We start from the raw sequence: 15,890 nt of genomic DNA, 5'->3' as shown, positions 1-15,890 counted from the left end.
AACCTTTCCCCATAAGGGCGTATCCGGTATTAGCTCAAGTTTCCCTGAGTTATTCCGAACCGAAGGGCACGTTCCCACGCGTTACTCACCCGTCTGCCGCTGACCCCGAAGGGCCCGCTCGACTTGCATGTGTTAAGCCTGCCGCCAGCGTTCGCTCTGAGCCAGGATCAAACTCTCAAGTTGAAGAGCTGATCATAGCTGATCACAACATAAACGGAGGCTCACGACCGACCGGCGTTTCCGCCTGATCGTGTGAGCACCGAAACGTCAGACCAGCATCATCCTACTCACGATCCCACCCAAAGGCAGGATCCGCAGGGACGACGCCGTCCACGCTTCTCTTTCTCGTATGAACTTGTCAAAGAGCTGATCGGGCCTGGGGCCAGATCTCGTACCCTTGGAGAACAGAAAGCAGCGCCGGGTTGCCCTGGCCCTTGCTTTAGTCTCTCTCGGGAAGTCCTGCGGGGCTAAGCCGTTCGTCTCGGCGCCCCGTCGGTGAGCGGTCGTTTAAGGGTAGCCGGCTCGCCTGTCAATCGTGGCGCTAACTCCGCTCTGCGCACGGTCGCCACACCCGTGACCTGGCCCGCGAGGGGAGGGGGCTACGCGGGTGCAAGTCGCCCCGGATCGTGCATAGGGAGTCCGTGTCGTCCATCGATCGGAGCAGCGCGCAGCCAGATGACCACCGACACTGTCGATCGCGTCCTCATCGCCGGCGGCGGCATCGCCGGCCTCGCGGTCCGGCGCGCCCTGCACCGGCGCGGCCTTCCTTCCCTTACGCTGGAGCGACGTGGCGGCCCGGCGGAAGCGGGGCTCGCCATCAACCTGCCCGGCAACGCGGTGCGGGCGCTCGCCCAACTCGGCCTGTTGGACGAGCTCCGGGCGGTCGGCGCGCGCCTGCACCGGCGGGAGTACCGCACCGAGCGCGACCGTCTGCTCTTCGCCGTCGACGAGGAGGCGTTCTGGGGCGCGGAGATGGGACCGCATTGCCTGCGCCGCGCCGATCTGCTGCGCCTCCTGCAGCTCGGCCTTGCCCCCGACGACCTGCGCCACGGGGCCGGCATCGTGGCGGGCCGGCAGAGCGCGCAGCGTGTCGCGGTCGATCTCGACGACGGCACGACCGAGGCGGGCGGCCTGCTCGTCGGGGCGGACGGCGTGCATTCGCGGGTGCGGCGCAGCCTGTTCGACGATCGCGCGCCGGGCGCAGCGCTGCTGGCGTCGCAGAGCTGGCGCGTCATGGTGCCGAATCCCGGCGTCGAAGCCTGGACGCTGTGGGCCGGGGCCGGCGCCTTGTTCCTGCTCATCCCCGTCGATCGCGGCGAGGCCTATGCCTGGATCTCGGCGAGCGCCGAGTCGGGTGAGGGGCTCGATCCGGGCGGCCTGCGGCGGGCCTTCGCGGCCTTTCCGCGCCGCGTCCGCGACACCCTGGAGACGGCGCTCGCGCAGCCGGCGGGCCTCCATCACTCCCCGCTGGAGGAGGTCCGCATTCCAGCCTGGACCCGCGACCGCGTCGTGCTCGTCGGCGATGCGGCCCACGCCACCGCCCCGGTCTGGGCGCAAGGCGCGGCTTTGGCGCTCGAGGACGCGCTGGTCCTCGCCGATCGGCTGGCGGGGACGCGCGATTGGGGCGCGGTCGGGCAGGATTACGAGCGGCTGCGCCGGCCGCGGGTCGCGCATGTCCAGGCCATGACCGACCGGCTGTCGCGTACGGCGACGATGCCGGGCTGGCTGAGGAATGCGCTGCTGCCGATGATCGGGCCACGCAGCTACCTGGCCACCTACGCGCCGCTCCGTACAACCGTGACGGCCTGACGGGAGGCACTTCACTCCCGCAAGCCCGTCGCCGTCGTCTCGTAGCCGGCCAGCTCCTCGCGCACGACGGCGAGGAAGCCGTCGATGAGCGGGTTGTTGAGGTGGCGGCTCGGAAAAAGGGCGTGGCCGTGGAACGGGATCTCGGGCCGGAACGGCCGGAAGGCGATGCCGCTGCGGCGGTAATCGTCAGCCGCGATCGGGTTCACGATGCCGATTCCGAGGCCCTGCTCGACGAGGGCGCAGATCGTCGCCCCGAACGGCGTCTCCAGCATTAGCTGGCGACCAATTCCCGCGGCCTCGAAGGCGCGGTCGACCCGGGTCCGCGCCCCGTCCTCCAGGGAGAGGGAGATGAAGGCCTCACCCTCGAGGTCTTCCGGCACGATGACGGCGCGCTCGGCCAGCCGGTGGCCCGGGGGCAGGGCGCACAGTCCCGGGATCGCGTAGAGCGGGCGGTACTCGATGAACGGCGTCTCGACGATGTTGGCCATGAAGCCGATGTCGCAATAGGACGCCGACATCCAGCGCATCACCGTGCCGTCGCTGCCCATCTGCAGGGAGATCGCGACAGTCGGGAATTGCGCGCGGAAGCGCCGGATGCAGCGCGGGATGAAGCCGAGCGCCATCACGGGCATCGCGGCGATCCGCAGGCGTCCGCTGCCGAACACCCGGATGTCGCGCGCGGCCTGGGCGAGGTTCTCCAACCCCAGGAAGCTGCGCTCGACCTCGCGGTAGAAGGACAAGCCCTCGTCGGTCGGGCGCAGGCGCCCGCCCTGGCGCTCGAACAGGGTGAGGCCGGTCGCGGCCTCCAGCTCCGCGATGAGCCGGCTGACGCTCGGCTGCGACGTGCGCAGGGCCTGTGCCGCCGTCGTCATCGATCCGCGCAGCATCACGACGCGGAAAGCCTCAACCTGCCTCAGGTTCATGCATCACCCCATATCGCCCGTGAATAGCATGCGCAGAAACCAGCATTTGACCAGATAGCCGGACGCTCGCACACTGCCCCTCATGGTCGAGCAACGCGACATACAGAGGCAGTCTCCGAGCGGGTTCGCCTGCCTGCGCTGCGATCTCGCGCTCCCCCTCGGAGATGACGACGGCGGGTGCCCACGATGCGCGGCCGAAGGGCACGCGGCGAACCTGCGGCTCGTCTTTCGCGGTGCAGCATCGGGCGGAATCGTCCTGCCCTCGACCGACGGCATCTCGCTGGGCGAGGGCGGAACACCGCAGATCGAGGCACCGGACCTCGCCGCGGAGGCGGGTCTCGGCCGGCTGTCCCTGAAGCTCGAATGGTGCAACCCGACCGGCTCGCACAAGGACCGGATGAGCGCCCCGCTTCTCGCCCGGGCCCGTGCACTCGGCGCCCCGCTGGTGGTGGCGGCGTCGAGCGGCAATGCCGGCGTGTCGCTCGCGGCCTACGCGGCGCGGGCGGGGCTGCCGGCCGAGATCGCCACGACCCCGTCCATGCCGGCCGGGGCGCGCCGGGCGATCCAGGCCTATGGCGCCCGGCTCGTCGAGGTCGCCGACAGCGCGGCGCGCTGGGAGCATGTCGGGCGGCGCGTCGCGGACGGGGCCTTCGCGGCGACCAATTACCGGCGGCCGGCCATCGGCACCAACCCGTTCGGGATCGCCGGCTACAAGGTTCTCGCGGCAGAGATCGCCGCTGCGGGCCTGCCCGATCTCGTCGTGGTGCCGTGCGCCCGGGGCGACCTGCTGTCGGGGCTCCTCCTCGGCTTCCAGGAACTCGGGCGCGGGATGCCGCGTCTCGTCGCCGTCGAGCCGTTCCCGCGCCTCGCCCGCGTCCTCGCCGGGGCCGATTACCGGGAGTCGTTTCCGGGAAAGACGGCGCAGCTCTCGATCGGCGGCGACACGGTGACCTTCCAGGCGCTCCACGCCCTGCGCGAGAGCGGCGGCACGGCGGTGGTCGTGGACGACGAGACCGCGCGGGCGGCGCAGGGGCGCCTCGGCCGAGGCGGCCTCCACGCCGAACTGTCCGCCGCCGCGAGCGTCGCGGCCCTGTTCGTGCTTGGCGCCGAGGGGGCGCTCGCCGGCCGCCACGCCATTGCCCTGCTCACCAGCTCGGGCGCCGGCGCGATGGATGACGGCGTCCCGCTAAGCAGAGCTGCACGGGGCAACTCTGCTTAGCTTCTTGTTTCTGCATCATTTTCGCCGCCGAACCGGTGACCACTTCGGCGAATGATGCATAGACCACACACCACCGACCGACCGGAGGGGAACCCGATGACCTTGCTGCGGCACCTCGCGCACACCGCCTTCGTCTCTGCCGCCCTCATGGCCGCCGGCATCGCCGCCGCGGCGGCCCAGGCACTGCCGCCGCTGCCGAAGGCGATCCAGGCCGCCGGCGTGCTGCGGGCCGGCGTTCGCTGCGACCAGCCGCCCTACGGCTACAAGGACGAGTCCGGCAATTTCTCCGGCATCGAGACCGACATGGCGGTCCAGATCGCCGCCTGGGCCTTCGGCTCGGCCGACAAGATCGAGCTGACCTGCGTCACCGCCGAGAACCGCATCCCGCAGCTCATGGGCAAGAAGGTCGACATCCTGATCGCCACCCTCGGGGTGACGCCGGAGCGGGCCCGGGTGATCGACTTCTCGACGCCCTATCGCTGGGGCGGCTCGGACATGCTGGTGGCCAAGGACAGCCCGATCAAGAAGCTCGACGACGTCGCCGGAAAGACGGTGGTGATGCTCAAGGGCTCGACCCAGGCGAAGTGGTTCGAGGACAATATGCCGAAGGTCGAGACCCTGCGGCTCAACACGGCGTCCGACGCCCTCCAGGCGTTGAAGCAGGGCCGCGGCGACGCCTACACCCACGATGCCGCGACGCTGGTGGTGGTCGCCGCCAAGGATCCGTCCCTGCGCCTCGTCGGCGAGTCCTTCGCGGTCACGGACGCGGCCGCGGGCCTGCGCAAGAACGATCCCGAGTGGATGGCCTATGTCGACGCGGCGCTCGCCCGGATGAAGGCGGAAGGGCTCTACGCGAAATGGGTCGACAAGTGGGTGCCCGCCGACCTGCGCCCCTTCTACGCCGACGCCTTCACCAAGCCGAAGCCGACGGCCCGCTGAAGCACGGGATGCGCTGAAAACCTTGAGCCGGGCGGCCCGCGGCGGCCGCCCCCGACACCGAGGGATGCCGGCATGGATTTCGATCTCGCCTACCTGGCGGCGCAGGGGCCCGCGCTGATGCGCGGCCTGTGGCTCACGGTCCAGGTCAGCCTGTTGTCGATCGTGCTCTCGGTGCTGGTCGGCCTCCTCGGCGCGGCCGTGCGGGTGCTCGAAGTGCCGGTGCTCGACCGGATCGTGGCGGCCTATGTCGAGTTCATCCGCAACACGCCGATGCTGGCGCAGCTGTTCTTCATCTTCTACGGGCTGCCGGGCATCGGGCTGAAGCTGTCGCTGTTCTGGTCGGGCGTGCTCTGCCTGACGGTGTGGGCCGGTGCCTACCAGATCGAGAACCTGCGCGGCGGCCTCGCCACCGTAGGCAAGGGCCTGCGCGAGGCCTCTTACGCCCTCGGGCTGACGCCCTGGCGCTTCTTCCACCTCGTCGCGGCGCCGCTGGCGATCCGGGTGGCGCTGCCGGCGATGCTCAACACCGCGATCTCGCTCCTGAAGAACTCGTCCTACCTCCAGGCGATCGGGCTCGCCGAGCTCACCTACGTGGCGATCGACCGGATCTCGATGGACTTTCGTACGCTCGAGATGTTCGCGGCGATCTGCGTGATCTACCTCGCCCTGGTCCTCGTCCTGTCGTTCCTGGCGAGCCGGCTCGAATTCCGGCTCAACGCGCCGTTCCGGCACTGAGGGGGCACCGTCATGGATCTCCTCGTCAAGAACCTGCCCTTCATCCTCCAGGGCCTCGGCATGACGCTGGCGCTCTCGCTCACCACGCTCCTCTTCGTCACCGTTTTGTCCGGGATCCTCGGCATCCTCGCGACGCTGCGCTACCGCTCCCTGCGGGTCCTGGTGCGGGTCTGGGTCGAGCTGTTTCGCGACATCCCGCTGATCGTGAACATCTTCCTGGTGTTCTTCGTAGCACCCCTCGCCGGGCTCGACCTGACGCCGTTCTGGGCGGTGACGGTCGGCCTGTCCCTGTGGGGCAGCGCCAACGGTGCCGAGATCGTGCGCGGCGGCCTCAACGCCGTGCCGCGCCACCAATGGCAGAGCGCCGCGGCTCTCGGCCTCAAGACCTGGGAGGTCTACGGCTTCATCACCGGGCCGCAGGCGTTGCGCGCGATCCTGCCGCCCTTCGTCGGGCTGCTGACGCTCCTGATCCAGGCGACATCCCTCGGCGCCCTCGTCGGCGTCGGCGAGTTCTTCAAGGTCGGGCAGATCATCGTCGAGCGCACCACGATGATGGAGGGCTGGAATCCCGCCTTCCTCGTCTACGGCGCGGTGCTCGTCACCTATTTCGTGATCTGCTCCGGCCTGTCCTGGTTCGGCCGCTGGCTGGAGCGGCGCCTCGGCCGGCCTCAGAGCCGCCTCGCTCCCGAGGCGGCCGCCGCCGCCCGTACCCCCGCCCCGCAGCTTCCCTGATCTCGGTCCTTCCCATTCTCCGTAGCGACCGGCCCGTGGCCGGCCGTGGTCCAAAGATCTAACAAAAGGATCTCCGCCATGGAATCGAAGGTCAGCCGCCGGCTCACCGAGCCGGTCGCGCCGGAGGTGTGCGAGCACATCTACGCGCCGCGCCTCGCGCGGGACTTCCAGGCCGTGTTCGCCCACATGACCGACCTCAACCAAGCCCACGTGCTGATGCTCTCGGCCTGCGGCTTAGTCAGTCCGGCGGCGGCGCGCGCCCTGGCGGCGGGTCTCCTGCGGATGGAGGAGGAGGGGCCGGGCGCCGTCCCCCTCGATCCCGAGCGCGAGGATTCGTACTTCAATTACGAGGCGCAGCTGATCCGGCTGATCGGTGCGGATGCCGGCGGGCGGATGCACATCGCCCGCAGCCGCAACGACCTGACCTCGGCCCTCGACCGGATGCGGGCCCGCGACCTCTTGCTCGATGCCGGCCAGGCCCTGCTGTCGGTCGAGGAGCACGCGCTGGACGGCGCCTACCGCTTCCGCGACGTGGTGATGCCCGGCTACACCCATCTCCAGCCGGCCCAGCCCGTCACCTACGGCTTCTACCTCGCGGGCGTCGCGCAGTCGCTTGCCCGCGATTTCGGCCGCCTGTCGGATGCCTGGGCGCGCACCAATGCGAGCCCGCTCGGGGCCGGTGCGCTCGCCGGCACCGCCTTCGCGATCGACCGGGGGATGCTGGCGAAAAGCCTCGGCTTCGACGGGCTCGTCGAGAACGCGCTCGATGCCGTCGCGACCCGGGATTTCGGGCTCGAGATCCTGGCGGGCCTGTCGCAGGTGGCGATCGGGTGGAGCCGCGTGGCGCAGGATTACCACGTGCTGGTCTCGCACGAGTTCCAGACGATCGAATTTCCCGACCGCGTCACCGGCACCTCCAGCATCATGCCGCAGAAGAAGAACCCGGTGGTGCTGGAGCATCTGAAGGGCAAGGCCGGGCAGATGCTCGGCCTCTACGTGGCGGCGGCGAGCGCCGTGAAGGGCACGCATTTCACCAACACCATCGACGGCAACCGCGAGACGATGCGCGGCGTGTGGGAAGCGGGCGAGGAAACCCTGCGGTGCCTCGCGCTGTTTGACCTCATCATCGCGACCGCGCGCCCCAACGCCGCCCTGATGCGCCGGCGCGTCACCGAGGATTTTTGCGCCGCCACCGACCTCGCCGACCTGATGGTGCGCGAGGCCGGCCTGTCCTTCCGCGAGGCGCACCACGTCGTCGGCGCGGTGGTGCGGGCGGCGATGGATGCGGGCCTCTCGGCCGAAGGCATCACGCCGGCGATGGTCGATGCGGCGGCCCTCAGCGAGGCCGGCCGGGCGCTCCACCTCCCGGAGGAGGCGGTGCGGCAAAGCCTCGATCCGGCCCTGAGCGTCGCCGCCCGCACCCTGCCGGGCGGCCCGGCGCCGGAGGCGGTGGCGCGCAGCGTCGAGGCGGCGCAAGCGCGGCTCGAGGCGCGCCGGGCCGCCCTCGTCGCCCGGCGCACGCAGCTCCAGACGGCGCGCGACGCTCTCAAGCGGGCCGTGCGGGAGCTCGCCGCATGAATGCGGAGCCGCTCATCTCCCTGCGCGGGCTCACCAAAAACTTCGGCGCGTTCCGGGCCCTGCACGGCATCGACCTCGACGTCGCGGCCGGCAGCGTCGTGGTGCTGATCGGCCCGAGCGGGTCGGGCAAGAGCACGCTGATCCGCTGCATCAACGGGCTGGTACGGCCGGATTCGGGAAGCCTGCGCGTCGCCGGCCGGGCGGTCGATCTGCACGACGAAGGCGCCTGGCAGCGCCTGCGGACCGAGATCGGCATGGTGTTCCAGGACTACGCCCTGTTCCCGCACCTCACGGTGCTGCGCAACATGACGCTGACGCCGATGCGCCGCCTCGGCCTATCGCGGGCGGAGGCCGAGGCGCAGGCGCGCGCGCTGCTGGCCCGGGTCGGCCTCGCCCACAAGGCGGAGGAATACCCGAGCGCGCTCTCGGGCGGCCAGCAGCAGCGGGTGGCGATCGTGCGGGCGCTCGCCATGCGGCCGAAGGCGATCCTGTTCGACGAGCCGACCTCGGCCCTCGATCCGGAGACGATCGTCGACGTGCTCGACGTGATGCGGGGGCTCGCCCGCGACGGCACCACGATGGTGGTCGTCACCCACGAGATGGGGTTCGCCCGCGAGGTCGCCGACCGCGTCGTCTTCATGGCCGAGGGCGCCATCGTCGAGGAGGGACCGCCCTCGGCCCTCTTCGGCGAACCACGGCACGCGCGCACGAAAAGCTTCCTCTCCTCCCTTCGCCAGACCCCCGAGGCCCTCCATGCCTAATCCGGCCGCCCTCCTCGCCGAGGGCTTCACCACCGATCCGTACTGGTGGGACGCCGCCGCCCCGGAGACCGCCCGCGATCCGCTACCCGACGCGACCGACGTGCTCGTCGTCGGCTCCGGCTATTGCGGCCTCTCGGCGGCGGCGGAGCTCGCCCGCAACGGCGTGTCGGTCGCGGTGGTCGATGCGGAGGAGCTGGGCGCCGGGGCCTCGACCCGCTCGGGCGGCATGGTGTCGAGCGGGCAGAAGCTGGTGATCGGCGGCGCGATCAAGGGGGTGGATGCCGCCCGCATGGCGCGGCTGCTCGAGGATTCGCTCTCGTCCTACGAGCACCTGAAGACGCTGATCCGCGAGGAAGCCCTCGACGCCGATCTCGGCGTGGTCGGCCGCTACTTCGCCGCCTACGTGCCGCGCCACTACGACCGCCTGCGCCGCAACGGCGAACTCCTGGCGCGCCATACCGGCGTCACCGTCCACGAGATCCCCAAGAGCCGCCAGCACGAGGTGACCCGCACCGACTTCTACCACGGCGGCATCGTCATCGACGATTACGGCGGCTTGCATCCCGGCAAGTACCACCGGGCGCTCCGCGCCCTCGCCCGGCGCCACGGCGCGACCCTGCGCTCGCACGCCCCCGTGCTCTCAGTCGAGCCGTCGGGCGACGGGTTCTCCACCGTCGAGACCGGGCGCGGCCGCATCCGGGCCCGGCATGTCCTCTACGGCACCAACGGCTACAGCGACCGGGCGAGCCCCTACCTGCGTCAGCGGGTCGTGCCGGTGCGGAGCTACCAGATCGCCACCGCGCCGCTGCCGCGGGCCCTGATGGACGAGATCAATCCGGGCCGGCGGATGATCACCGATTCGCGTCGCGAGCTGATCTACGCCCGGCCCTCGCCGGACGGCACCCGGCTCCTGTTCGGCAGCCGGCCGGGGATGTTCACGGTCCCGGAGCGCGATGCCGCGCCCAAGTTGCACGCCCTGATGCGGGCGGTCTGGCCGCAGCTCTCGGAGGTCCAGGTGACGCATTGCTGGAGCGGCAAGGTCGGCATGACAGCCGACAAGCTCGCCCATCTCGGCCGGCAGGACGGCGTCGATTTCGCGGTCGGCTGCAACGGCAACGGCGTGGCGCTGATGACCTATCTCGGCCACCAGGCGGCGCTGAAGCTTCTGGGCCGCCAGAACCGCCCGAGCGCCTTCGACGCGCCGTCCTTCCCGCGGGTCCCGGTGCCGTTCTACGACGGCAAACCGTGGTTCCTGCCGGTGGTGAGCGGATGGTACCACCTGCGGGATGCCGTGGAGCATCGGTTCGCGGGGCGGTGATGGCAAGTCGAAGACTGCTGAATTGATCCGTTCGATCAATCGCGCGCACAGACTTCCATCTCTCCACGTCATCCCGGGGCTCGACGAAGTCGAGAGCCCGGGATCCATAACCGCGGAGGAGCACGGAAAAGGCAAAGAGTGTTCCGTGTCATCCTGAACCGTCAGCGTTTATGGATCCCGGGTTCCGCTGCGCGGCCCCGGGATGACGCGGAGGGTATCAGTACTGTCGAGCAAGCCGGACAGACGAGAGAGGAACTGGGCGAACACCCGGTAAGCGTGGTGTCGTCCCCTCGAATCATCGCGGCAGGCGAGCCGCGAGGCCCGCCTGCCGTGCGGTCTTTAGATCAGGCTATCCCGATCCAACCCGGGCGCACGCCGCCCGGGCCGGTCACGCCTCAGCTGCACCCGGTCGTCGAACCGCACGTGTCGCACTTCAGGCAGGTCCCGTTCCGCACCAGGGTGAAGTTGGCGCATTCCGGGCAGGCCTCGCCGACATAACCCTTCATCTTCGCCTCGGCCCGGCGGTCCGAGACGGAGCGGCCGGCGGCGGCCGGATCCGGCTTGGCGAAGGGGAGGGATTCCACTAGCGCCTCGACCCGGCCGGCGAGCGTCGGCTCGGTCTTGAGGGCCACGGAACCCCGCACCGCGTGGACGCTGCCGCCGGCCGGAGCCGTCTGGCCCGTGCTCGGCGCCGCGACGCCGGGGGTGGTGCCGCCCGGACCGCCATGGATCAGCGTCAGCCGGTCGCCCGAGCCGCGCAGCAGGCCGCGCGACACGACGTTGTTCGCTGGGACCGCGTCCGCGCCGGTCGCGGGCTTCGTCGGGGCGACGCCGCCCGTCACCGTGGTGCCCATCTCCGAGAGGTCGACATGGGCGAGGTCGGCGCGGCCGAGATACGAGATCGCCAGCTCGCGGAAGACGTAGTCGAGCACCGAGGTGGCGTTCTTGATCGCGTCGTTGCCCTGGACGAAGCCGGCCGGCTCGAACCGGGTGAAGGTGAAGGCGTCGACGTACTCCTCCAGCGGCACGCCGTATTGCAGGCCGAGCGAGACCGAGATCGCGAAGTTGTTGATGAAGGCACGGAGCGCCGAGCCCTCCTTGTTCATGTCGAGGAAGATCTCGCCGAGCCGGCCGTCGTCGTACTCGCCGGTGCGCAGGAAGATGGTGTGGCCGCCGATCTTGGCCTTCTGGGTGTAGCCCTTGCGGCGGCTCGGCAGCTTCTCCTGCGAGCGCAGGCGCTCGACGCGCTCGACGATCCGCTCGACGATCTTCTCCGTCACCGCGACGGTCTTGGCGGCCGCCGGCAGCGCCAGCAGGGCCTCGACCGCATCCTCCTCCTCGTCGGCCTCGTCGCTGATGAGGGCCGAGTTGAGGGGCTGCGACAGCTTCGAGCCGTCGCGGTAGAGGGCGTTGGCCTTGAGCGCCAGCGTCCAGGACAGCCGGTAGGCGTTCTTGCAATCCTCGACCGTGGCGTCGTTCGGCATGTTGATGGTCTTGGAGATCGCCCCCGAGATGAAGGGCTGCGCCGCCGCCATCATGCGGATGTGGCTCTCGACCGAGAGGTAGCGCTTGCCGATCCGGCCGCACGGATTGGCACAGTCGAAGACCGGGTAATGCTCCACCTTGAGGTGCGGCGCACCCTCGAGCGTCATCGCCCCGCAGATATGGACGTTGGCGGCGTCGATGTCCTTGCGGCTGAAGCCGAGGAAGGTCAGCAGGTCGAAGGACGGGTCGGCGAGCTTCTCGGCAGGGACCTTCAGGGTCTGGGTGAGGAAGTCCTCGCCGAGCGTCCAGCGGTTGAACACGAACTTGATGTCGAAGGCCGACTTGAGGCCTGCCTCGACCGCCGCGATCTTGTCGTCGGTGAAGCCCTTGGCCCGCAAGCTCCCCGGATTGATCGCCGGGGCCTGGCCGAGCGAGCCGTGGCCGACGGCGTAGGCCTCGATCTCGGCGATCTCGGCCTCGCGGTAGCCGAGGCTGCGCAGGGCATCCGGCACCGCCCGGTTGATGATCTTGAAGTAGCCGCCGCCGGCGAGCTTCTTGAACTTCACCAGCGCGAAGTCGGGCTCGATGCCGGTGGTGTCGCAATCCATAACGAGGCCGATCGTGCCGGTCGGCGCTATGACGGTGGCCTGGGCATTGCGAAAACCGTGCTCCTCGCCGAGCTGCAGGGCCCGGTCCCAGGCGGTCTTGGCGTGCTCCACCAGCTCGCCCTGCGGGCAGCCGGCATGGTCGAGCGGGACGGGATTGGTGTTGAGGAACTCGTAGCCCTCGGCCTCGCCGTGGGCGGCCCGGCGATGGTTGCGGATCACCCGCAGCATCGCGTCGGCATTCTCCTCGTAGGCGGGGAAGGGCCCGAGCTCCTTCGCCATCTCGGCCGAGGTGGCGTAGGACACGCCCGTCATGATCGCGGTGAGCGCACCGGCGAGAGCCCGGCCCTCACGGGAATCGTAGGACAGGCCCATGGTCATCAGCAGGCCGCCGATATTGGCGTAGCCGAGGCCGAGCGTGCGGTACTTGTAGGAGAGGTCGGCGATCTCGCGGCTCGGGAACTGCGCCATCAGCACCGAGATCTCGAGGACCACAGTCCACAGCCGGCACAGGTGCTCGTAGCCCTCGACGTCGAAGCGCTTGGCCCCGCGGTCGTAGAGCGCCAGCAGGTTGGCCGAGGCGAGGTTGCAGGCGGTGTCGTCGAGGAACATGTACTCGGAGCACGGGTTCGAGGCCCGGATCCGCCCGCCCGCCGGGCAGGTGTGCCAATCGTTCATCGTGGTGTTGAAGTGCAGGCCCGGATCGGCCGAGGCCCAGGCCGCCTCCGCGATCTTGTCCCACAGCTCCGTCGCCTTGACGGTCTTCGCCACCTTGTCGGTCGTGCGCTGGGTCAGCGTCCAGTCCGCATCCGCATCGACCGCGCGCAGGAAGTCGTCGGTCAGCGAGACCGAGTTGTTCGAGTTCTGGCCGGCGACGGTGAGGTAGGCCTCGGAATCCCAGTCGGTGTCGTAGATCGGGAACGAGATGTCGGTGTAGCCCTGGCGGGCGTACTGGATCACCCGCTTGATCGCGGCGTCCGGCACCATCGACTTGCGGGCGGCCTTGACCTCGCGCTTCAGCGCCGGGTTGCGCTCGGGATCGAAGCAGGCATCGCCCGCGGCCTCGCAGTTGACGCAGGCCTTCATCACCGCCTTGAGGTGCTTCGACACCACCTTGGAGCCGGTGACGAGGGCGGCGACCTTCTGCTCCTCCTTGACCTTCCAGTCGATGAAGGCCTCGACGTCCGGATGGTCGATGTCGACGATCACCATCTTGGCGGCGCGGCGCGTCGTGCCGCCGGACTTGATCGCGCCGGCGGCCCGGTCGCCGATCTTGAGGAAGCTCATCAGGCCCGAGGACTTGCCGCCACCGGCGAGCTTCTCGTTCTCGCCGCGCAGGCGGGAGAAGTTCGAGCCGGTGCCCGAGCCGTACTTGAACAGGCGGGCTTCCCGCACCCACAGGTCCATGATGCCGCCCTCGTTGACGAGGTCGTCGGCGACGGACTGGATGAAGCAGGCGTGGGGCTGCGGGTGCTCGTAGGCCGTGGCCGACTGGGTCAGCTCGCCGGTCTTGTAGTCGACGTAGAAGTGGCCTTGCGCCGGGCCGTCGATGCCGTAGGCCCAGTGCAGGCCGGTGTTGAACCATTGCGGCGAGTTCGGCGCCACCATCTGGCGGGCGAGCATGGCCCGCAGCTCGTCGTGGAACGCGGCCGCGTCCTCCTCGCTCGAGAAGTAGCCGCCCTTCCAGCCCCAGTAGGTCCAGCAGCCGGCGAGCCGGTCGAAGACCTGCGTCGCCGAGGTCTCGGAGCCGGTCCGCTCGCCCTCGGGGAGGCCGGCCAAAGCCGCCTCGTCCGGCACCGAGCGCCAGAGGAACGACGGGACGCCGTTCTCCTCGACCTTCTTCAGCGCCTTCGGGACGCCGGCCTTGCGGAAGTATTTCTGGGCCAGCACGTCGCAGGCGACCTGGCTCCAAGCCTCCGGCACGTCGATGCCGTCGAGGCGGAACACCACCGAGCCGTCCGGATTGCGGATCTCGCTCACGGCCTTGCGGAACGGGATGCTGGCATAGGGCGACTGCCCCGCGGTGGTGATGCGACGCTCGAACCGCATGGGATACTCTCCGGTCACGAACAGCCGGGGACCGCCCGCGTGGCAGGGGTCCGCCGGTTACAAGGAAGGGCGGGGACGCTCGGATAGAGGTGGACGAGCCTTCAGCCCCTCGGGGCCGCCCGTCCTGTCAGCCTGGAAACTACCGACCCTGGCAGCCCCACGTCAATAACTAGTGTCGACGGACTCCGTTCCTCGCTAGATGTTGTGGTGGAGGGCGGAATCCTGTGGATGGCGGCGAACCTCCGCTTAAGCTCGCGTCCGGCTTGGCGGAATCGGCCCGAGACCGGTGCCGGTTCACAGCCGGCGCAGCATCCGACCACCGATTTGTTCACAGGTCGTTGCGAATCGGGGGGGCCGTGCCGGTGGCGGGAGCGCCCCGCGCACAGGAATCGTGCTGCGGCGCGGGACGCGCTGGACATCCGGGGACCATCTCACCATAGTCCCGCGCGAGTTGAGGGGGGCTTCCCCCCGTTCCCGAGGACCTCAGGTCCCAGAGACGGTCGCGATGGCGCTGAAAGACACCCTGCTTCGGATCTTCACCTGGTGGAGCGGCTCGACCGTCAGCCTGGAATTCTACACCAAGCGCCGCGGCAGCTTCGTGGGCGAGGACGAGCTCGGCAACCGCTACTACCGGGCGCAGGGCCCGCTGATCGACGCCTCGGTCGGCTCGGAGCGGCGCTGGGTGATCTATAACGGCTACGCCGACGCCTCGAAGGTGCCGCCGGGCTGGCGCGGCTGGCTCTGCCACGCCACCGACGTCCCGCCCTCGGAGGAATCTTACGTCCCGCGCGAGTGGCAGAAGCCGCACGAGGAGAACCTCACCGGCACGGTGGCGGCCTACCGGCCGCGGGGCTCGCAGCTCTCCTACGGCCAGCGGCCGGCGGCGACCGGCGACTACGTGCCGTGGGTGCCGGGCGAGTAAGAGGTCCCCGGCGAGGAAGCCGACCCGCCCTTTTTCCACCATCCTCCTTGTGTCTATCGCGGGCGGGCCGACGGGGCCCGCGCGCCCGCTTCCGTCGGGCGCGAGAGGCCGGGTAGGGCCTGCCGAACTTACGAAGCCGGGAGCGACTGGGTTTTGAGCCGCATGACCGCACGCCGCGCCGCGGGCGCCTTCCTGCTCCTCGGCGGTGCCCTCCTGGGCGCGAGCGCGCCGGCTTGGGCCGACAAGATCCGCAACCCGACCGCGGTGTTCTCCGGCCTCGACAAGATCACCGGCCGCATCGTCTCCTTCGAGGTGGCGGTGGACGAGACGGTGCAGTTCGGCGCGCTCCAGCTCACCCCGCGGGTCTGCTACACGCGGCCGCCGACCGAGAGCGCCAAGACCACGGCCTTCCTGGAGGTCGACGAGGTCACCCTCGAGAACAAGTACCGGCGGATCTTCACCGGCTGGATGTTCGCCTCGAGCCCGGGCCTGCACGCGATCGAGCACCCGATCTACGACGTCTGGCTGGTCGACTGCAAAGGCGGCACCGACATCGTGGCCGAGCCGAAGGAGCAGGAGGACGCGCCGGTCGCCGCCGCGAAGCCCGAGGGCCGCAAGCGCCGCGAACAGGCGCGCGGCGAGGACGCACCGCGCTCGCGCCAGGTGAACCGCCAGGGCCAGGTCGACGTCGAGCCGTTGCGCGGCACGCCGGTGCAGCCGCGCCAGTCGCCGTCCAGAAAGTTCTTCCCGACCAATGACGGCCCGATGCCGGCCGGCGCCGATCCGATGAACCCGAACCCGCGCTGAGGCGCGGG

Annotated in this window: 12 protein-coding genes and 1 rRNA gene; 10 read left to right on the top strand and 3 right to left on the bottom strand. The window is 69.9% G+C overall.

Going from position 1 to position 15,890, the window contains the following annotated elements; all coding sequences use genetic code 11:
* Positions 1-183 (bottom strand): 16S ribosomal RNA (locus BM430_RS16405); the annotation flags it as partial.
* 492 nt (positions 184-675) lie between these two features.
* Between BM430_RS16405 and BM430_RS16400 the strand changes: the two genes are divergently transcribed.
* Positions 676-1,809, top strand: coding sequence for an FAD-dependent monooxygenase (locus BM430_RS16400; RefSeq protein WP_093568319.1), 1,134 nt, complete (start codon positions 676-678; stop codon positions 1,807-1,809).
* An 11-nt stretch (positions 1,810-1,820) separates the two neighbouring features.
* Here the strand turns inward: BM430_RS16400 and BM430_RS16395 are convergent, their stop codons facing one another.
* On the bottom strand, positions 1,821-2,732 hold the full coding sequence (locus BM430_RS16395; protein ID WP_093568318.1) for a LysR substrate-binding domain-containing protein: 912 nt from the start codon (positions 2,730-2,732) through the stop codon (positions 1,821-1,823).
* Between the two features lie 82 nt (positions 2,733-2,814).
* Here BM430_RS16395 and BM430_RS16390 point away from each other — a divergent pair, with 82 nt between their 5' ends.
* The 7 genes from BM430_RS16390 (at position 2,815) to BM430_RS16360 (ending at position 10,014) form a co-directional block, all read left to right on the top strand.
* A complete protein-coding gene (locus BM430_RS16390) occupies positions 2,815-3,951 on the top strand; it encodes a pyridoxal-phosphate dependent enzyme (RefSeq protein ID WP_093568317.1) in 1,137 nt (378 codons plus the stop codon).
* 96 nt (positions 3,952-4,047) lie between these two features.
* Positions 4,048-4,890, top strand: coding sequence for a transporter substrate-binding domain-containing protein (locus tag BM430_RS16385; RefSeq protein ID WP_093568316.1), 843 nt, complete (start codon positions 4,048-4,050; stop codon positions 4,888-4,890).
* A gap of 72 nt (positions 4,891-4,962) precedes the next feature.
* Positions 4,963-5,625 (top strand): amino acid ABC transporter permease, encoded by a 663-nt coding sequence (locus tag BM430_RS16380; protein WP_093568315.1) that lies wholly within the window; start codon positions 4,963-4,965, stop codon positions 5,623-5,625.
* Positions 5,626-5,637: 12 nt separating this feature from the next.
* Entirely contained in the window at positions 5,638-6,357 is a 720-nt protein-coding gene (locus BM430_RS16375; protein WP_093568314.1) for an amino acid ABC transporter permease, read from the top strand.
* 78 nt (positions 6,358-6,435) lie between these two features.
* Positions 6,436-7,935 carry an argininosuccinate lyase gene (argH, locus tag BM430_RS16370; protein WP_093568313.1) on the top strand — a complete coding sequence of 500 codons (1,500 nt, stop codon included), beginning with the start codon at positions 6,436-6,438 and terminating at the stop codon, positions 7,933-7,935.
* On the top strand, positions 7,932-8,696 hold the full coding sequence (locus BM430_RS16365; protein ID WP_093568312.1) for an amino acid ABC transporter ATP-binding protein: 765 nt from the start codon (positions 7,932-7,934) through the stop codon (positions 8,694-8,696). The genes argH and BM430_RS16365 overlap by 4 nt, the downstream gene beginning before the upstream one ends.
* Complete coding sequence (locus tag BM430_RS16360) at positions 8,689-10,014, top strand: NAD(P)/FAD-dependent oxidoreductase (protein ID WP_093568311.1); 1,326 nt, start codon at positions 8,689-8,691, stop codon at positions 10,012-10,014. Before BM430_RS16365 ends, BM430_RS16360 begins: the two co-directional genes overlap by 8 nt.
* A gap of 395 nt (positions 10,015-10,409) precedes the next feature.
* Here the strand turns inward: BM430_RS16360 and BM430_RS16355 are convergent, their stop codons facing one another.
* Positions 10,410-14,153 (bottom strand): vitamin B12-dependent ribonucleotide reductase, encoded by a 3,744-nt coding sequence (locus tag BM430_RS16355; protein ID WP_093568310.1) that lies wholly within the window; start codon positions 14,151-14,153, stop codon positions 10,410-10,412.
* A gap of 505 nt (positions 14,154-14,658) precedes the next feature.
* Between BM430_RS16355 and BM430_RS16350 the strand changes: the two genes are divergently transcribed.
* Positions 14,659-15,075: an NADH:ubiquinone oxidoreductase subunit NDUFA12 gene (locus BM430_RS16350; RefSeq protein ID WP_093568309.1), complete on the top strand. Its 417-nt coding sequence runs from the start codon at positions 14,659-14,661 to the stop codon at positions 15,073-15,075.
* Between the two features lie 153 nt (positions 15,076-15,228).
* The gene (locus BM430_RS16345; protein WP_093568308.1) at positions 15,229-15,882 is read left to right on the top strand and encodes a DUF2155 domain-containing protein; all 654 of its coding nucleotides are present in this window, start codon (positions 15,229-15,231) and stop codon (positions 15,880-15,882) included.
* The last annotated feature ends 8 nt before the right edge of the window (positions 15,883-15,890 follow it).

Origin of the sequence: Methylobacterium sp. 174MFSha1.1 (genome assembly GCF_900116815.1) — a bacterium.
Lineage (GTDB): Bacteria > Pseudomonadota > Alphaproteobacteria > Rhizobiales > Beijerinckiaceae > Methylobacterium.
This window is presented reverse-complemented; position numbering and strand designations above follow the sequence as displayed.